Here is a 17,732-nt window from a genome sequence, read left to right on the forward strand (position 1 = left end):
GATGAAGGTCGGCGCGGTGATCATCACCATGGGCAACCGCCCCGACGAACTGCGGGCCCTGATCGACTCGGTCGCGGGGCAGGACGGCGCCCCTGTCGAGGTGGTCGTCGTCGGCAACGGCTCGCCCGTCCCCGACGTCCCCGAGGGCGTACGGACCGTCGAGCTGCCCGAGAACCTCGGCATCCCCGGTGGCCGCAACGTCGGCATCGAGGCCTTCGGCCCCGGCGGCAGCGACGTCGACGTCCTGCTCTTCCTCGACGACGACGGCCTCCTCGCCCGGCACGACACCGCCGAGCTGTGCCGCCAGGCCTTCGCCGCCGACCCCGAGCTCGGCATCATCAGCTTCCGCATCGCCGACCCGGACACCGGCGAGACCCAGCGCCGGCACGTGCCGCGCCTGCGCGCCGCCGACCCGATGCGCTCCTCGCGGGTGACCACCTTCCTCGGCGGCGCCAACGCCGTCCGTACGAAGGTCTTCACCGAGGTCGGCGGCCTGCCGGACGAGTTCTTCTACGCGCACGAGGAGACCGACCTCGCCTGGCGCGCCCTCAACGCGGGCTGGATGATCGACTACCGGTCCGACATGGTGCTGTTCCACCCGACGACCGCGCCCTCGCGGCATGCCGTCTACCACCGCATGGTCGCCCGCAACCGCGTCTGGCTGGCGCGCCGCAACCTCCCCGCCCTGCTCGTCCCGGTCTACCTCGGGGTGTGGCTGCTGCTGACGCTGCTGCGTCGCCCCTCGCGCCCGGCCCTCAAGGCCTGGCTCGGTGGTTTCAAGGAGGGCTGGGCCACCGGCTGCGGTCCCCGCCGGCCCATGAAGTGGCGTACGGTGTGGCGGCTGACCCGACTGGGCCGCCCTCCGGTCATCTGACAAGCTCGATGCGGAGAGCACCCGGGCCCGGCGCCGAAGGCCGGGCCCCGGTTCAGCGGCACCGGACCGTGCGCGGCCTGCACCGGCCGCGCATCCCGAAGACGAAAGTATCCACTGGTGAGTGAGACAACGCATGACGGCGCAGTCGCGGTGAGTACCGCACCTCCGCCCGACGAGGGGCTCACGGCGACGCAGCTCGCCGACAAGTACGGGCTCACCGTCAGCGGCGCCCGCCCCTCCCTCGGGGAGTACGTCCGCCGGCTGTGGGGCCGGCGCCACTTCATCCTCGCCTTCTCCCAGGCGAAGCTGACCGCCCAGTACAGCCAGGCCAAGCTCGGCCAGCTCTGGCAGGTGGCCACCCCGCTGCTGAACGCCGGCGTGTACTACGTCATCTTCGGTGTGATCCTCAACGCCAGCCGGGGCATGCCACACAGCGTGTACGTCCCGTTCCTGGTCACGGGCGTGTTCGTCTTCACCTTCACGCAGAGCTCGGTCATGGCGGGCGTCCGCGCGATCTCCGGCAACCTCGGCCTGGTCCGTGCGCTGCACTTCCCGCGCGCATCCCTGCCGATCTCCTTCGCGCTGCAGCAGCTCCAGCAGCTGCTCTTCTCGATGCTGGTGCTGTTCGCCGTGGCCGTGGCCTTCGGCAACTACCCGGACCTGTCCTGGCTGCTGATCGTCCCGGCCCTGGCCCTGCAGTTCCTCTTCAACACCGGCCTCGCGCTGATCATGGCCCGGGCCGGCGCCAAGACCCCGGACCTCGCGCAGCTGATGCCGTTCGTGATGCGTACGTGGATGTACGCGTCAGGCGTGATGTTCTCCATCCCGATCATGCTCGCCGACCGGCCCCAGTGGGCGGCGAACGTGCTCCAGTGGAACCCGGCGGCGGTCTACATGGACCTGATCCGCTTCGCGCTGATCGACGGCTACGGCTCCGAGAACCTCCCCGCCCACGTCTGGGCGCTGGCGGCGGGCTGGGCCGTGGTCGTCGCGCTCGGCGGGTTCGTGTACTTCTGGAAGGCGGAGGAGAGGTACGGCCGTGGCTGAGCCCACCCCTGAGCAGCAGACGGGCGCGCACGTCCCGACCGTCATCGCCGACGAACTGCACATCGTCTACCGCGTCAACGGCGCGAAGGCCGGCAAGGGCAGCGCCACCGCCGCCCTCAGCCGGATACTCAAGCGGGGCGAGGAGCGCGGCGTGCGCAAGGTGCACGCCGTACGCGGCGTCTCCTTCACCGCCTACCGCGGCGAGGCGATCGGCCTGATCGGCTCCAACGGCTCCGGCAAGTCCACACTGCTGCGGGCCATCGCCGGCCTGCTGCCCGCCGAGAGCGGCAAGGTCTACACCGACGGCCAGCCCTCCCTGCTGGGCGTCAACGCGGCCCTGATGAACGACCTGACGGGCGAGCGCAACATCATCCTGGGCGGTCTGGCCATGGGCATGTCCCGCGAGCAGATCAAGGAGCGCTACCAGGAGATCGTCGACTTCTCCGGCATCAACGAGAAGGGCGACTTCATCACCCTGCCGATGCGCACCTACTCCTCCGGCATGGCCGCCCGGCTGCGCTTCTCGATCGCGGCCGCCAAGGACCACGACGTCCTCATGATCGACGAGGCGCTGGCCACCGGTGACCGCAAGTTCCAGAAGCGCTCCGAGGCCCGGATCCGGGAGCTGCGCAAGGAGGCGGGCACCGTCTTCCTGGTCAGCCACAACAACAAGTCCATCCGCGACACCTGCAACCGCGTCCTGTGGCTGGAGCGCGGTGAGCTGCGCATGGACGGGCCCACCGAAGAGGTCCTCAAGGAGTACGAGAAGTTCACCGGCAAGTGAGGCAGAGGCCGTCCGGGCCACCGGGCCCCGCCGGAACTCTCCGGCGGGGCCCGGCGCCTGCGGAGGAGCGAAGGCACGCGCTGCAAAGGCGCGGCGCCTGCTTCTGCAAAGGAAGCGTCAACTCCCGGCCGCCGTCGGAATCTTGACGCCAATCGGTTCGTTGTTGTGATGCGCAGGACACCCGGACGGACGTCAAGCGTTGTACAACGTAAGCTGTATCGGTCCAGGAAAGCGGCAAGTGGGGCGATAACGCGCGACACTCCCCGCCGGGTCGCCGTGCGGACGGCCAGGCGGCGTGTCCGAAATAGTCTGTATTGGGTCGGCAGTGTAGAACGGGAGATGTGACGGCAATGGCTACGGAAACTCCCCAGCTCAACGCAGCACGCGCCGTCCCCGCCCCGGGTAGTGCGCGGTGACGGGAACCGACACGGGCCGCTCCGGTGATCCGGAACGCGGCACGCTCGACAAGGCCGCGCACGAGAACTTCCCCGTGGCCCCCTTCTTCCTGCCCAAGCTCTGGCGCGACGACCTCATGGCCGTCTACGGCTTCGCGCGACTCGTCGACGACATCGGTGACGGCGACCTCGCCCCCGGCGGTGCCGACGCCCGCCTGCTCGGCGTGTCCCCCGCGGACGCCGAGGACCGCCTGCTCCTCCTCGACGCCTTCGAGGCCGACCTGCGCCGCGTCTTCGACGCCACCCCGCGCCACCCCCTGCTGCGCCGCCTCCAGTACACCGTCGGCCGCCGCTCCCTGACGCCCGAGCCCTTCCTCGGCCTGATCGCCGCCAACCGGCAGGACCAGCTCGTCACCCGGTACGAGACCTGGGACGACCTCCTCGCGTACTGCGAACTGTCGGCCAACCCCGTCGGCCGGCTCGTCCTCGCCGTCACCGGATCCTCGACCCTCGAGCGGATCCGGATGTCCGACGCTGTCTGCACGGGGCTTCAGATCGTCGAACATCTCCAGGACGTGTCCGAGGACCTCGGCCGCGACCGGATCTATCTGCCCGCCGAGGACATGAAGCGCTTTCAGGTCCAGGAGGCGGATCTGGCCGCGGACAGCACCGGCGCACCGGTGCGCGCGCTGGTGGCACACGAAGCCCAACGCGCCCGCGATCTGCTGAATGAAGGCCTCCCCCTGGTGGGTAGCGTCCCGGGCAGACTGAAGCTGCTGCTCGCAGGGTTCGTGGCGGGGGGAAGGGCGGCGATCCGCTCGATCGCCGCCGCCGACCACGACGTACTTTCCGGCCCTCCCAAGCCCGGCAAGATCCAGCTGCTGCGTGAGGCGGGCGTGATCCTGCGAGGGAAGGGGTGATCCGGACCGTGGAGTCGGCACCACACGTGTCCGCACCGGTACTCGCCGCCTACCGCTACTGCGAGACCGTCACCGGGCAGCAGGCCCGCAACTTCGCGTACGGCATCCGGCTGCTGCCGACGCCCAAGCGCCGCGCCATGTCGGCGCTCTACTCCTTCTCCCGGCGGATCGACGACATCGGCGACGGCCCGCTGCCCGGCGAGGACAAGCTCGAGCGGCTCGCGGACACCCGGGCCGTGCTCGCCAGGATCCGCGCGGGCGCGGTCGCCGAGGACGACACCGACCCGGTCGCCGTGGCGCTCACGCACGCCTCCCGGGCCTTCCCGATCCCGCTGGGCGGCCTGGACGAGCTGATCGACGGCGTCCAGATGGACGTGCGCGGCGAGCAGTACGAGACCTGGGACGACCTGAGGGCGTACTGCCGTTGCGTCGCGGGCGCCATCGGACGCCTCTCGCTCGGCGTGTTCGGTACGGAACCGGGGGCGCGCGGCGCCGAGCGCGCGCCCGAGTACGCCGACACGCTCGGGCTCGCGCTCCAGCTCACCAACATCCTCCGCGACGTCCGCGAGGACGCCGAGGGCAACCGCGTCTATCTGCCCGCCGACGACCTCGCGAAGTTCGGCTGCTCCGCCGGCTTCGCCGGGCCTACCCCGCCCGCGGGTGCCGACTTCGCGGGCCTCGTGCACTTCGAGGTACGACGGGCCCGCGCCCTGTTCGCCGAGGGCTACCGACTGCTGCCCATGCTCGACCGGCGCAGCGGCGCCTGCGTCGCCGCCATGGCCGGGATCTACCGGCGCCTGCTCGACCGCATCGAGCGCGAGCCGGAGGCCGTGCTGCGCGGCCGCGTCTCACTGCCCGGCCGAGAGAAGGCGTACGTCGCCGCGCGCGGACTGTCCGGCCTGGACGCCCGGCACGTGTCGCGGCGGACCGTCGGGAGGCGCGCCTGATGGACCGCGTGGACAGCGACGCCCCCGGCGCACCGGCGCGACACGCAACCCTCGGGTGCGCCGCCGCGTCCCTGAGGTCGACCGCCCTCGCCCGCCGTGCACCGATCGAGCGGCACCGCGAGAGCGCGCGGGAAGGTGCCCGATGACCGACAGCACGCAGCTCGACGCACCGCACACCGGCAACCCGGACCGTGCCGGACGCTCCGCCGTCGTGGTCGGCGGCGGCCTCGCCGGGATCACGGCCGCGCTCGCCCTCGCCGACGCGGGCGTGCGCGTCACCCTGCTCGAGGGCAGGCCGCGCCTGGGCGGGCTCGCCTTCTCCTTCCGGCGCGGCGAACTGACCGTCGACAACGGCCAGCACGTGTACCTGCGTTGCTGCACCGCCTACCGCTGGTTCCTCGACCGCATCGAGGGCGCGGCCCTGGCACCGCTGCAGAACCGTCTCGACGTGCCCGTCGTCGACCTCGCCAAGCCCGAGGGACGCCGTCTCGGCAGGCTGCGGCGCGACCCGCTGCCCGTACCCCTGCACCTGGGCCGGAGCCTGGCCGCCTACCCGCACCTCTCGCTCGCCGAGCGTGCCGCGGTCGGGCGTGCCGCGCTCGCGCTCAAGGGGCTCGACCTCGCCGATCCGGCCCTGGACGCGCAGGACTTCGGCAGCTGGCTGGCCGCGCACGGCCAGTCGGCGCGTGCCATCGAAGCCCTGTGGGACCTGGTCGGGGTTGCCACCCTCAACGCGGTCGCGGGCGACGCCTCGCTGGGGCTCGCCGCGATGGTGTTCAAGACCGGTCTGCTCTCCGACCCGGGCGCGGCCGACATCGGCTGGGCGCGCGTCCCGCTGGGCGAACTGCACGACCGGCTGGCCCGCAAGGCGCTCGACTCCGCGGGCGTGCGCATCGAGGTCCGTACACGCGTCACCTCCATCTCTCACAACGGAAACGGGAGTTGGAGCGTTCAGGTTCCCGGCGAGACGATCGCGGCCGACGCCGTCGTCCTCGCCGTGCCCCAGCGCGAGGCGCACGAGCTGCTGCCGCCAGATGCCCTCGACGCCCCCGAGCGACTGCTCCGGATCGGCACCGCCCCGATCCTCAACCTGCACGTCGTCTACGACCGCAAGGTGCTCGCCAAGCCGTTCTTCACCGCTCTCGGCACCCCGGTGCAGTGGGTCTTCGACCGCACCGAGGCCTCCGGGCTGCGCACCGGCCAGTACCTCGCCGTGTCCCAGTCGGCCGCGCAGGACGAGATCGACGCACCGGTCGCCGTCCTGCGCGAGCGCTATCTGCCCGAGCTGGAGCGGCTGCTGCCGGCCACGCGCACGGCGGACGTCAAGGACTTCTTCGTGACCCGGGAGCGCACGGCGACGTTCGCTCCCACCCCTGGCGTCGGGCGGCTGCGGCCCGGCGCACGCACCAAGACCCCCGGCCTGTACCTGGCCGGAGCGTGGACCGCCACCGGGTGGCCCGCGACCATGGAGAGTGCGGTCCGCAGTGGCGTGAGTGCGGCTGACGCCGCGCTCGGCGCCCTGGGGCGGCCCCGTCCCCGCCACCTCTTCGAGTTCGAGGAGGCGGCCTGATCATGATCGATCAGCAGGCGGCCGGCCCCCGCACCCCCGGTACCGCAGAAAGAGGAGAGACTGTGCCCACTGTGCCCCCGGCCACGAAGGCTGCCGACGCGGTGGACGTGACCGCGCTCCTGGAGCGCGGCCGGACCCTGGCCACGCCGGTACTGCGGGCGGCCATCGACCGTCTGGCACCCCCCATGGACACCGTCGCCGCCTACCACTTCGGCTGGATCGACGCCCAGGGCAACCCCATGGCGGGGGACGGGGGCAAGGCCGTGCGCCCCGCCCTCGCCGTGCTGTCCGCCGAGGTCACCGGAGCCGCACCCGAGACCGGCATCCCCGGCGCCGTCGCCGTCGAGCTGGTCCACAACTTCTCGCTGCTCCACGACGACCTGATGGACGGCGACGAGCAGCGCCGGCACCGTGACACCGTCTGGAAGGTCCACGGACCGGCCCAGGCCATCCTCGTCGGCGACGCCCTGTTCGCCCTGGCCAACGAGCTGCTGCTGGAGCTCGGCACGGTCGAGGCCGGCCGCGCCACCCGTCGTCTGACCACCGCCAGCCGTGCCCTGATCGACGGTCAGGCGCAGGACATCTCCTACGAGCACCGCGACCGCGTCAGCGTCGAGGAGTGCCTGGAGATGGAGGGCAACAAGACCGGCGCGCTCCTCGCCTGCGCCTCCTCCATCGGCGCCGTGCTCGGCGGCGCCGACGACAAGACCGCCGACATGCTGGAGAAGTACGGCTACCACCTCGGCCTCGCCTTCCAGGCCGTCGACGACCTCCTCGGCATCTGGGGCGACCCGGAGTCCACCGGCAAGCAGACCTGGAGCGACCTGCGCCAGCGCAAGAAGTCCCTGCCGGTCGTGGCCGCGCTCGCCGCGGGCGGCGCCGCCTCCGAGCAGCTCGGCGAGATGCTCGCCGCCGACGCCCGGTGCACCGACTTCGAGAACTTCTCCGAGGAGGAGTTCGCGGCCCGCGCCGCCCTCATCGAGAAGGCGGGCGGCCGCGCGTGGACGGCGGAGGAGGCGCGCCGCCAGTACGGCATCGCCCTCGAAGCCCTCGACTCCGTGAACATGCCCGACCGGGTGCGGGACCAGTTCGCGGCGCTCGCCGACTTCGTCGTCGTACGGAAGAGATGATCACCATCGGCCGCATAGCCCTCGCGTAGTCGCCGGCCGGTGCCGCGGGCAGTGCCCGCTCACCGGCCGACGGCGGACCCACAGCAGCACGACGAGACGACTGCACGAAGGGGAAGCCATGACAGCGACGACCGACGGAAGCACCGGGGCCTCCGTGCCGCCCCGCGCCGCCTCGGCCCATGGAGCAGCCAGCACGATCCCCGGGGCGGCCGGGGTACACGTAGCCGCCGCCCGCGCCGCGCAGCGCGCCACCGACTTCCTGCTCTCCCTGCAGGATGCCGAGGGCTGGTGGAAGGGCGACCTCGAGACCAACGTCACGATGGACGCCGAGGACCTGCTCCTGCGCCAGTTCCTGGGCATCGGCGACGAGGAGACGACCCGCGCCGCCGCCCTCTTCATCCGCGGCGAGCAGCGCGAGGACGGCACCTGGGCCACCTTCTACGGCGGCCCCGGCGAACTGTCCACCACCATCGAGGCGTACGTCGCCCTGCGCCTGGCCGGCGACGCGATCGACGCCCCCCACATGGCGAAGGCCTCCGCCTGGATCCGCGAACAGGGCGGCATCGCCGCCGCCCGCGTGTTCACCCGGATCTGGCTGGCCCTGTTCGGCTGGTGGAAGTGGGAGGACCTGCCCGAACTCCCGCCGGAGCTCGTCTACTTCCCCAAGTGGATGCCGCTCAACATCTACGACTTCGGCTGCTGGGCCCGGCAGACGATCGTCGCCCTGACGATCGTCTCCGCGAAGCGCCCGGTACGGCCCGCGCCCTTCCCGCTCGACGAACTCCACACCGACCCCGCCCAGCCGAACCCGCCCAAGCCCTTCGCTCCCGTGGCCAGTTGGGACGGCGTCTTCCAGCGGCTGGACAAGGCGATGCACCGCCTGCGCCCGGTCATGCCGCGCCGGCTGCGCCGGGCCGCGATGAACACCGCCGCCCGCTGGATCATCGAGCGCCAGGAGAACGACGGCTGCTGGGGCGGCATCCAGCCGCCGGCCGTGTACTCGCTCATCGCCCTGCACCTGCTCGGCTACGACCTTGAGCACCCCGTGATGCGCGAGGGCCTCGCCTCGCTGGACCGGTTCGCCGTCCGGCGCGAGGACGGGGCGCGGATGGTCGAGGCCTGCCAGTCACCCGTGTGGGACACCTGTCTGGCCGTGATCGCCCTGGCCGACGCGGGAGTTCGCCCCGACCACCCCCAACTCGTCAAGGCGGCCGACTGGATGCTCGGCGAGGAGATCGTCCGGCGCGGCGACTGGGCCGTACGCCGTCCCCAACTACCGCCGGGCGGCTGGGCGTTCGAGTTCCACAACGACAACTACCCCGACATCGACGACACCGCCGAGGTCGTCCTCGCGCTGCGCCGCGTGCAGCACCCCGACGCGGAGCGGATGGAGGGTGCGATCGGGCGCGGGGTCCGCTGGAACCTCGGGATGCAGTCGAGGAACGGCGCCTGGGGCGCCTTCGACGTCGACAACACCAGCCCGTTCCCCAACCGGCTGCCGTTCTGCGACTTCGGCGAGGTCATCGACCCGCCGTCCGCCGACGTCACCGCGCACGTCGTCGAGATGCTCGCCGTCGAGGGCCTGTCCCACGACCCGCGCACCCGGCGCGGCATCGAGTGGCTGCTGGCCGAACAGGAGCCCGACGGCTCGTGGTTCGGGCGCTGGGGCGTCAACTACGTCTACGGCACCGGGTCCGTGGTGCCCGCGCTGACCGCGGCCGGACTGCCCGGCTCGCATCCGGCGATCCGCCGCGCGGTGAACTGGCTGGAGTCCGTCCAGAACGACGACGGCGGCTGGGGCGAGGACCTGCGCTCGTACAAGGACGCCAAGGAGTGGAGCGGCCGCGGCGCCTCCACCGCCTCCCAGACCGCGTGGGCGCTGCTCGCGCTGCTGGCTGCGGGGGAGAAGGACTCCAAGGCCGTGGAGCGAGGCGTCGAGTGGCTCGCGGCCACCCAGCGGCAGGACGGCTCCTGGGACGAGCCGTACTTCACCGGCACCGGCTTCCCCTGGGACTTCTCCATCAACTACCACCTCTACCGGCAGGTGTTCCCGCTCACCGCGCTCGGCCGGTACGTGCACGGCGAACCGTTCAGTGACCAGCACGCAGGGCAGCCGCTCGCCGGGGCCGAGGGGAGCTGATGAGAGCGCAGCCCGCCACGGCCCCGCTGCTGATCGCCTGCGCGCTCGGCATCGAGCACCTCGCGCTGCGCACGGGCGAGCGCGGCGCCTGCGGCGGGCCGGTCACCGTCCTGCGTACCGGTATGGGCCCCCGGGCGGCGGAACGCACCGTCGCCCGGCTGCTCACCGACCCCCCGCTGGCCGGGGCCGCCGTGCTCGCCACCGGCTTCTGCGCGGGGCTCGCCCCCGGCATGCACCCCGGTGACCTGGTCGTCGCCGAAGAGACCAGGGACCCGCGCGGAAACGTTCCGTGCGTGGGCACCGAACGGCTCGTCAAGGAACTCGTCCGCACGGTGCCCGGGCGCACCGTCCACACCGGCCCGCTGACCGGCTCCGACCACGTCGTCCGCGGCCACGAACGGTCCGATCTGCTGGCGACGGGCGCGATCGCGGTCGACATGGAATCGGCGGCCACGCTCCTGAGCGCCGTGCGTGCGGGCGTGCGCCCGGTTGCGGCCGTACGGGTGGTCGTGGACGCTCCAGAACATGAACTGGTCCGGATCGGCACGGTGCGCGGTGGAATATCAGCTTTCCGCGTTCTTCGTTCCGTCCTCCCCGCTTTCTTCGAATGGCACCGTTCTTTGCTGCTCCCCCGGAGGTGAGCCAGATGGCCATGCCGCTGCGCCAGTCCATCAAGGTCGCTACGTACCTGGCTGAACAGAAGCTGCGCAGGCGGGACAAGTTTCCGCTCATCGTCGAGCTGGAACCGCTCTTCGCCTGCAACCTGAAGTGCGAGGGCTGCGGCAAGATCCAGCACCCGGCCGGCGTGCTGAAGCAGCGGATGCCGGTCGCGCAGGCGGTGGGGGCGGTGCTGGAGTCCGGCGCGCCCATGGTGTCCATCGCCGGCGGCGAACCGTTGATGCACCCGCAGATCGACGAGATCGTGCGCCAGTTGGTGGCCAAGCGGAAGTACGTCTTCCTGTGCACCAACGCGCTGCTGCTGCGCAAGAAGATGGACCAGTTCACGCCCTCGCCGTACTTCGCCTTCGCCGTGCACATCGACGGACTGCGCGAGCGGCACGATGAGTCCGTGGCGAAGGAGGGCGTGTTCGACGAGGCGGTGGCGGCCATCAAGGAGGCCAAGGAGCGCGGCTTCCGGGTCACCACCAACTCCACCTTCTTCAACACCGACACCCCGCAGACCATCGTCGAGGTACTCAACTTCCTCAACGACGACCTCGAGGTGGACGAGATGATGATCTCGCCCGCCTACGCCTACGAGAAGGCACCCGACCAGGAGCACTTCCTCGGCGTCGAGCAGACCCGCGAGCTGTTCAAGAAGGCCTTCTCGGGCGGCAACCGCCGGCGCTGGCGGCTCAACCACTCCCCGCTCTTCCTGGACTTCCTGGAGGGCAAGGTCGACTTCCCGTGCACCGCGTGGGCGATCCCGAACTACTCCCTCTTCGGCTGGCAGCGCCCCTGCTACCTGATGAGCGACGGGTACGTGCCGACGTACCGCGAACTCATCGAGGACACCGACTGGGACAAGTACGGCCGCGGCAAGGACCCGCGCTGCGCCAACTGCATGGCGCACTGCGGCTACGAGCCCACCGCCGTCCTCGCCACCATGGGCTCGCTCAAGGAGTCGCTGCGCGCACTGCGCGAGGCGGTCTCCGGGAACCGGGAGTGACCGTATGACAGCCATCCCCCTCGGCCTCCCGGAGGCCCCGGCCCGGCCGATCGCCGAGCGGCGCGTGTCGCGGCAGATCCAGGTCGGACCGGTGGCGGTCGGAGGCGGCGCGCCTGTGTCGGTGCAGTCGATGACGACGACGCGGACGTCGGACATCGGTGCGACGCTCCAGCAGATCGCGGAGCTGACGGCGTCGGGTTGCCAGATCGTGCGGGTGGCCTGCCCCACGCAGGACGACGCGGACGCGCTGGCGACGATCGCGCGGAAGTCGCAGATCCCGGTGATCGCGGACATCCACTTCCAGCCGAAGTACGTGTTCGCGGCGATCGAGGCGGGCTGTGCGGCGGTGCGGGTGAACCCGGGGAACATCAAGCAGTTCGACGACAAGGTCAGGGAGATCGCGCGGGCGGCGAAGGACCACGGCACGCCGATCCGCATCGGTGTGAACGCCGGTTCCCTGGACCGGCGTCTGCTGCAGAAGTACGGCAAGGCGACCCCGGAGGCTCTGGTGGAGTCGGCGCTGTGGGAGGCGTCGCTGTTCGAGGAACACGGCTTCCGGGACATCAAGATCTCGGTGAAGCACAACGACCCGGTCGTGATGATCGAGGCCTACCGCCAGCTGGCGGCCCGGTGCGAGTACCCGCTGCACCTGGGTGTGACGGAGGCGGGCCCGGCGTTCCAGGGCACCATCAAGTCGGCGGTGGCGTTCGGCGCGCTGCTCTCCGAGGGCATCGGCGACACGATCCGCGTCTCGCTGTCGGCGCCGCCGGCGGAGGAGGTCAAGGTCGGCATCCAGATCCTGGAGTCGTTGAACCTGCGCCAGCGGGGTCTGGAGATCGTTTCGTGCCCGTCGTGCGGCCGCGCGCAGGTGGATGTGTACAAGCTGGCCGAGGAGGTCACGGCGGGCCTGACCGGCATGGAGGTCCCCCTTCGCGTCGCGGTCATGGGGTGTGTCGTGAACGGCCCGGGCGAGGCCCGCGAGGCCGACCTCGGCGTCGCTTCCGGTAATGGCAAGGGCCAGATCTTCGTGAAGGGCGAGGTCATCAAGACCGTCCCCGAGTCCAAGATCGTGGAGACCCTGATCGAGGAGGCCATGAAGCTGGCCGCCCAGATGGAGGCCGAGGGGCTCGCCCCGGGGGAGCCCGCCGTAACAGTGAGTTGAACCGAAGCACGGAACCGAGAGGGGGCCCGACGGTGACCATTCTGGAGAACATCCGGGGACCGCGCGACGTGAAGGCGCTGTCCGAGGCGGAGCTCGGGGAACTGTCGGAAGAGATCCGCGAGTTCCTGGTGACGGCGGTCGCCAGGACCGGCGGTCACCTCGGACCCAACCTGGGCGTGGTGGAACTCTCCATCGCGCTCCACCGGGTCTTCGAATCGCCGGTCGACCGCATCCTGTGGGACACCGGCCACCAGAGCTACGTACACAAACTCCTGACCGGACGCCAGGACTTCTCCAAACTGCGCGGCAAGGGCGGACTGTCGGGCTATCCGTCGCGCGAGGAGTCCGAGCACGACGTCATCGAGAACAGCCACGCCTCCACCGCCCTCGGCTGGGCCGACGGACTCGCCAAGGCCCGCCAGCTGCAGGGGGAGAAGGGCCATGTGGTCGCGGTCATCGGCGACGGCGCGCTCACCGGCGGCATGGCCTGGGAGGCGCTCAATAACATCGCGGCCGCCAAGAACCGGCCCCTGATCATCGTCGTCAACGACAACGAGCGGTCGTACTCGCCGACCATCGGCGGCCTCGCCAACCACCTGGCCACCCTGCGCACGACCGACAGCTACGAGAAGATCCTCGCCTGGGGCAAGGACGTCCTGCTGCGCACCCCGGTCATCGGCACGCCCCTCTACGACTCCCTGCACGGCGCCAAGAAGGGCTTCAAGGACGCCTTCGCGCCCCAGGGCATGTTCGAGGACCTCGGCCTGAAGTACGTCGGCCCGATCGACGGCCACGACACCAAGGCCGTGGAGTCGGCGCTGCGCCGCGCCAAGCGGTTCCACGGGCCGGTACTGGTGCACTGCCTCACGGTGAAGGGGCGCGGCTACGAACCCGCCCTCGCCCACGAGGAGGACCGCTTCCACACCGTCGGCGTGATGGACCCGCTGACCTGCGCACCGCTCACCCCGTCCGGCGCCCCGTCCTGGACGTCGGTGTTCGGCGACGAGATGGTGCGCATCGGAGAGGAACGCGACGACGTCGTGGCGATCACGGCGGCCATGCTGCACCCGGTCGGCCTCGGCAAGTTCGCCGCACGCTTCCCCGACCGCGTCTGGGACGTCGGCATCGCCGAGCAGCACGCGGCCGTGTCCGCCGCCGGACTCGCCACCGGCGGCCTGCACCCGGTCTTCGCCGTCTACGCCACCTTCCTCAACCGTGCCTTCGACCAGCTGCTGATGGACGTGGCGCTGCACCGGTGCGGAGTCACCTTCGTCCTCGACCGGGCCGGCGTCACCGGCGTCGACGGGGCCTCGCACAACGGCATGTGGGACATGTCCGTCCTCCAGGTCGTGCCCGGCCTGCGGATCGCCGCGCCGCGCGACGCCGACCAGTTGCGCGCCCAGCTGCGCGAGGCCGTCGCCGTGGACGACGCGCCCACGCTGGTGCGCTACCCCAAGGAGTCGGTGGGACCCCGGATCCCGGCGGTCGACCGGGTGGGCGGCATGGACGTCCTGCACCGGGACGAGAGCCCCGAGGTGCTGCTGGTCGCCGTCGGCGTCATGGCGCCGGTGTGCCTCCAGGCCGCCGAGCTGCTGGCCGCCCGCGGCATCACCTGCACGGTCGTGGACCCCCGCTGGGTCAAGCCCGTCGACCCGGCGCTGCCCGGACTCGCCGCGGCACACCGGCTGGTGGCCGTCGTCGAGGACAACAGCCGCGCGGCCGGGGTCGGCGCCGCGGTGGCGCTGACACTGGGCGACGCCGAAGTCGACGTACCCCTGCGGCGGTTCGGCATCCCCGAGCAGTTCCTCGCGCACGCCAAGCGCGGCGAGGTGCTGGCCGACATCGGGCTCACACCCGTCGAGATCGCGGGGCGCATCAGCGCGAGTCTGGCCGTGCGGGAGCAGTCCGACGGCCCCGTCAGGGAGAAGGCTGAATGACCAGCGAGTTCGACCTAGGCACCCTCCTCGCCGAGCGCGGGGCCGAGCGCTACGAGCTGCACACCAAGTACCTCAACCCGCAGCTCCCGCGCATGCTGCGCACCATCGGCTTCGACAAGGTCTACGAGCGCGCCGAGGGCGCCCACTTCTGGGACGCCGACGGCAACGACTACCTGGACATGCTCGCCGGGTTCGGAGTGATGGGCCTGGGCCGCCACCACCCGGTCGTCCGGCAGGCGCTGCACGACGTCCTCGACGCCCGGCTCGCCGACCTCACCCGCTTCGACTGCCCGCCGCTGCCCGGCCTCCTCGCCGAGCGGCTGCTCGCGCACAGCCCTCACCTGGACCGGGTGTTCTTCGGCAACAGCGGCACGGAAGCCGTCGAGACGGCCCTGAAGTTCGCCCGGTACGCCACCGGCAGACCCAGGGTCCTGTACTGCGAGCACGCCTTCCACGGACTGACCACCGGCTCCCTGTCGGTGAACGGCGAGAAGGGGTTCCGGGACGGCTTCGCCCCGCTGCTGCCCGACACCGCCGTACCGCTCGGCGATCTCGACGCGCTGACACGGGAGTTGAAGAAGGGCGATGTCGCCGCGCTCATCGTCGAGCCGATCCAGGGCAAGGGCGTGCACGAGACCCCGCCCGGCTATCTGCGCGCCGCCCAGGAGCTGTTGCACCAGCACAAGGCGCTGCTCATCGCCGACGAGGTGCAGACGGGCCTCGGCCGGACCGGGGATTTCTACGCCTACCAGCACGAGGACGGCGTCGAGCCCGACCTGGTGTGCGTCGCCAAGGCGCTGTCCGGCGGCTATGTGCCGGTCGGCGCCACGCTCGGCAAGGACTGGATCTTCAAGAAGGTCTACTCGTCCATGGACCGGGTGCTCGTCCACTCGGCCAGCTTCGGCTCCAACGCGCAGGCCATGGCGGCCGGGCTCGCCGTCCTGTCGGTCATGGAGAACGAGGAGATCGTCGTCAACGCCCGTGCGGTCGGGGAGCAGTTGAAGTCCCGGCTCGCGGCACTGACCGACAAGTACGAGCTGCTCGCCGACGTCCGCGGCAGGGGCCTGATGATCGGCATCGAGTTCGGCCGCCCCAGCTCGCTGAAGCTGCGCGGCCGCTGGACCGTCCTCCAGGCCGCCCGCAAGGGCCTGTTCGCCCAGATGGTGGTCGTACCGCTGCTCCAGCGGCACCGGATCCTCACCCAGGTCTCCGGCGACCAACTGGAGGTGATCAAGCTGATCCCGCCGTTGGTCATCGGCGAGGCCGACGTGGACCGGTTCGTGGACGCCTTCACCGCCGTGATGGACGACGCACACAGCGGCGGCGGCCTGGTCTGGGACTTCGGCAAGACCCTGATGAAGCAGGCGGTCGCCAACCGGTGACGCGTTCGCGGTCTCGAGAGGTCTTGCCTCTGAGGCAATAAATTTGCCCGATGGGCAAGAGGTGCGGCTGAATGGAGGCATGAGCTCCTCCGAAGCCGAGCTGCACGTCGTGGCGCCGCAGCTCCGGTCGCTGCGCAGGCGCGCCGGCCTCACCCTGGAGGCCGCGGCCCGCGCGGCCAGGCTGTCGCCCGCCCACCTCTCTCGCCTGGAGACCGGACAACGACAGCCCTCGCTGCCCATGCTCCTCGCCCTCGCCCGAATCTACGGCACGACCGTGTCGGAACTGCTCGGCGAGACCGTCGCCGGCCGGGACGCGATCGTACGCGCCGCCGACATGGAGCCGACCCGGGCGGGCGGCTGGACGTACTTCCAGGCCGGCGCGCCCGGCCGCGGGATGCAGGCCCTGCGGGTCCGGGTGCCGTACGGCGCGCAGGGCGACATGGTGCGGGTGCACCCCGGTGAGGAGTGGCTGTACGTCCTCCAGGGGCAGCTGCGGCTGGGCCTCGGTGACACCGTGCACCGGCTCGGGCCCGGCGACAGCGCGCACTTCGACTCGCTGACCCCGCACCGGCTCGCCGCCGAGACCGACGACGGGGTCGAGCTCCTGTTCGTCCACACCCTGCTGCAGAGTCCCACGGCCGCGCTGTGCCTGGGCCCCCACACCGGAGAGCTGTCATGAGCAACCTCGAGGAGAGGTTCCCCCGCGCCCTGTGGGTGCGGCTGATCATCTATATCGCCGTCGGCCATGTCCTGGCCGCCTTCATCTACCTGCTGTTCACGCTGGGCGCCAAGGGGTGAGGTGCCACGGCGCCAGCGCCGTGCCGCGACGGTCAGTCGAGGAAGCGCTCGCGCAGCCGCTCGCGGTCCTGCGGAGTGAGCCCGAGGCCCCGCTCGAGGTAGGTGTCGACGTCGCCCCAGGTCTCCTCGATGGCCTCGAACGCCGCCGTCAGGTACTCGGCACGCGCGTCGAAGAGGGGGCTGAGCAGCTCCATGATCTCGGGAGTGTAGGCGGAGGCCGCGTCGCCGTTGCGGCGGACCTTGTAGCGGCGGTGCTTGGCGTTCGACTCCAGGTAGTCGGCCACGATGGCGTCGCGCTCCACGCCCAGGGCGAGGAGCGTCACGGCTATGGACAGGCCCGCGCGGTCCTTGCCCGCCGCGCAGTGCATCAGGGCCGGTGCGCTGTCCTCGGCCAGCGCGTGCAGCACCTGGGAGTGCTCGGCGGTGCGCCCCTTGATGATCGCGCGGTAGGAGGCGATCATCCGGTTCTCCGCCTTGCCGTCCGAGAGGAGTCCGCGGAGCTGGTCGAGCTCGCCGTCGCGGACCAGCTTCCAGAACTCGGCGCCGTCGGCCGGGTCGCTCAGCGGAAGGTTCACGTTCCGTACGCCGGGGAGGTCGACGTCCGGTCCTTCCAGCTTCTGGTCGGCCTCGTTGCGGAAGTCGAAGACCGTGTGCAGACCGAGGGAGGAGAGGAAGGCCGCGTCGTCGTCGGTCGCGTGGGCCAGGTGGCCGCTGCGGAACAGCACCCCGTACCGCACCCGCCGTCCGTCCACGGTCGGAAGGCCGCCCACATCACGGAAGTTGCGCACTCCGGCCAGTTCGGGCTCGGTCGACGGGACCTGCTGCGTCACGGGGTCTCCTCGCGGGTCGGTGCCGACGGCGCGGCTCGCCGGCGGGCACGTGATCGACCATACGACACGGGTTCTTCGGGCCCGCGAGTTGTCCACAGGTGCGGGTAGTTCAATATGCCGAGCTTATTTACTCATTGATAAAAACAG

The 17,732-nt window shown here is 71.1% G+C and carries 16 protein-coding genes; 15 read left to right on the forward strand and 1 reads right to left on the reverse strand.

What is annotated here, in order from left to right; all coding sequences use genetic code 11:
- Nucleotide 1 precedes the first annotated feature (1 nt).
- The 15 genes from QFZ74_RS27030 to QFZ74_RS27100 all read left to right on the forward strand — a co-directional run bounded on the left by QFZ74_RS27030 (nucleotide 2) and on the right by QFZ74_RS27100 (nucleotide 16,755).
- Entirely contained in the window at nucleotides 2-874 is an 873-nt protein-coding gene (locus QFZ74_RS27030) for a glycosyltransferase family 2 protein (protein ID WP_307624291.1), read from the forward strand.
- A gap of 117 nt (nucleotides 875-991) precedes the next feature.
- Nucleotides 992-1,921 carry an ABC transporter permease gene (locus QFZ74_RS27035; RefSeq protein WP_307623439.1) on the forward strand — a complete coding sequence of 310 codons (930 nt, stop codon included), beginning with the start codon at nucleotides 992-994 and terminating at the stop codon, nucleotides 1,919-1,921.
- A complete protein-coding gene (locus QFZ74_RS27040; RefSeq protein WP_307623440.1) occupies nucleotides 1,914-2,705 on the forward strand; it encodes an ABC transporter ATP-binding protein in 792 nt (263 codons plus the stop codon). Before QFZ74_RS27035 ends, QFZ74_RS27040 begins: the two co-directional genes overlap by 8 nt.
- Before the next feature lie 412 nt (nucleotides 2,706-3,117).
- Nucleotides 3,118-4,020: a squalene synthase HpnC gene (gene hpnC / locus QFZ74_RS27045; protein ID WP_307623441.1), complete on the forward strand. Its 903-nt coding sequence runs from the start codon at nucleotides 3,118-3,120 to the stop codon at nucleotides 4,018-4,020.
- Nucleotides 4,017-4,967, forward strand: coding sequence for a presqualene diphosphate synthase HpnD (gene hpnD / locus QFZ74_RS27050; protein ID WP_307623442.1), 951 nt, complete (start codon nucleotides 4,017-4,019; stop codon nucleotides 4,965-4,967). The genes hpnC and hpnD overlap by 4 nt, the downstream gene beginning before the upstream one ends.
- Nucleotides 4,968-5,109: 142 nt before the next feature.
- On the forward strand, nucleotides 5,110-6,537 hold the full coding sequence (gene hpnE, locus QFZ74_RS27055; RefSeq protein WP_307623443.1) for a hydroxysqualene dehydroxylase HpnE: 1,428 nt from the start codon (nucleotides 5,110-5,112) through the stop codon (nucleotides 6,535-6,537).
- 2 nt (nucleotides 6,538-6,539) lie between these two features.
- Nucleotides 6,540-7,667: a polyprenyl synthetase family protein gene (locus tag QFZ74_RS27060; RefSeq protein ID WP_307623444.1), complete on the forward strand. Its 1,128-nt coding sequence runs from the start codon at nucleotides 6,540-6,542 to the stop codon at nucleotides 7,665-7,667.
- 118 nt (nucleotides 7,668-7,785) lie between these two features.
- The gene (shc, locus tag QFZ74_RS27065; RefSeq protein ID WP_307623445.1) at nucleotides 7,786-9,807 is read left to right on the forward strand and encodes a squalene--hopene cyclase; all 2,022 of its coding nucleotides are present in this window, start codon (nucleotides 7,786-7,788) and stop codon (nucleotides 9,805-9,807) included.
- The gene (locus QFZ74_RS27070; protein ID WP_307623446.1) at nucleotides 9,807-10,448 is read left to right on the forward strand and encodes a 1-hydroxy-2-methyl-2-butenyl 4-diphosphate reductase; all 642 of its coding nucleotides are present in this window, start codon (nucleotides 9,807-9,809) and stop codon (nucleotides 10,446-10,448) included. Before shc ends, QFZ74_RS27070 begins: the two co-directional genes overlap by 1 nt.
- A 5-nt stretch (nucleotides 10,449-10,453) precedes the next feature.
- Nucleotides 10,454-11,476, forward strand: a complete 1,023-nt coding sequence (hpnH, locus tag QFZ74_RS27075; protein WP_307623447.1) for an adenosyl-hopene transferase HpnH — start codon at nucleotides 10,454-10,456, stop codon at nucleotides 11,474-11,476.
- A gap of 4 nt (nucleotides 11,477-11,480) precedes the next feature.
- On the forward strand, nucleotides 11,481-12,638 hold the full coding sequence (gene ispG, locus QFZ74_RS27080) for a flavodoxin-dependent (E)-4-hydroxy-3-methylbut-2-enyl-diphosphate synthase (protein ID WP_307623448.1): 1,158 nt from the start codon (nucleotides 11,481-11,483) through the stop codon (nucleotides 12,636-12,638).
- A 32-nt stretch (nucleotides 12,639-12,670) separates the two neighbouring features.
- Nucleotides 12,671-14,575, forward strand: a complete 1,905-nt coding sequence (dxs, locus tag QFZ74_RS27085) for a 1-deoxy-D-xylulose-5-phosphate synthase (RefSeq protein WP_307623449.1) — start codon at nucleotides 12,671-12,673, stop codon at nucleotides 14,573-14,575.
- Nucleotides 14,572-15,957 (forward strand): aspartate aminotransferase family protein, encoded by a 1,386-nt coding sequence (locus tag QFZ74_RS27090; protein ID WP_307623450.1) that lies wholly within the window; start codon nucleotides 14,572-14,574, stop codon nucleotides 15,955-15,957. The genes dxs and QFZ74_RS27090 overlap by 4 nt, the downstream gene beginning before the upstream one ends.
- Nucleotides 15,958-16,036: 79 nt before the next feature.
- Nucleotides 16,037-16,636, forward strand: coding sequence for a helix-turn-helix domain-containing protein (locus QFZ74_RS27095; RefSeq protein WP_307623451.1), 600 nt, complete (start codon nucleotides 16,037-16,039; stop codon nucleotides 16,634-16,636).
- The gene (locus QFZ74_RS27100; protein ID WP_307623452.1) at nucleotides 16,633-16,755 is read left to right on the forward strand and encodes a DUF6126 family protein; all 123 of its coding nucleotides are present in this window, start codon (nucleotides 16,633-16,635) and stop codon (nucleotides 16,753-16,755) included. The genes QFZ74_RS27095 and QFZ74_RS27100 overlap by 4 nt, the downstream gene beginning before the upstream one ends.
- A 32-nt stretch (nucleotides 16,756-16,787) precedes the next feature.
- Here the strand turns inward: QFZ74_RS27100 and QFZ74_RS27105 are convergent, their stop codons facing one another.
- Nucleotides 16,788-17,585 (reverse strand): tyrosine-protein phosphatase, encoded by a 798-nt coding sequence (locus QFZ74_RS27105; RefSeq protein WP_307623453.1) that lies wholly within the window; start codon nucleotides 17,583-17,585, stop codon nucleotides 16,788-16,790.
- Between the last annotated feature and the right edge of the window lie 147 nt (nucleotides 17,586-17,732).

It is taken from the genome of Streptomyces sp. V3I7 (assembly GCF_030817495.1).
Taxonomy (GTDB): Bacteria; Actinomycetota; Actinomycetes; order Streptomycetales; family Streptomycetaceae; genus Streptomyces.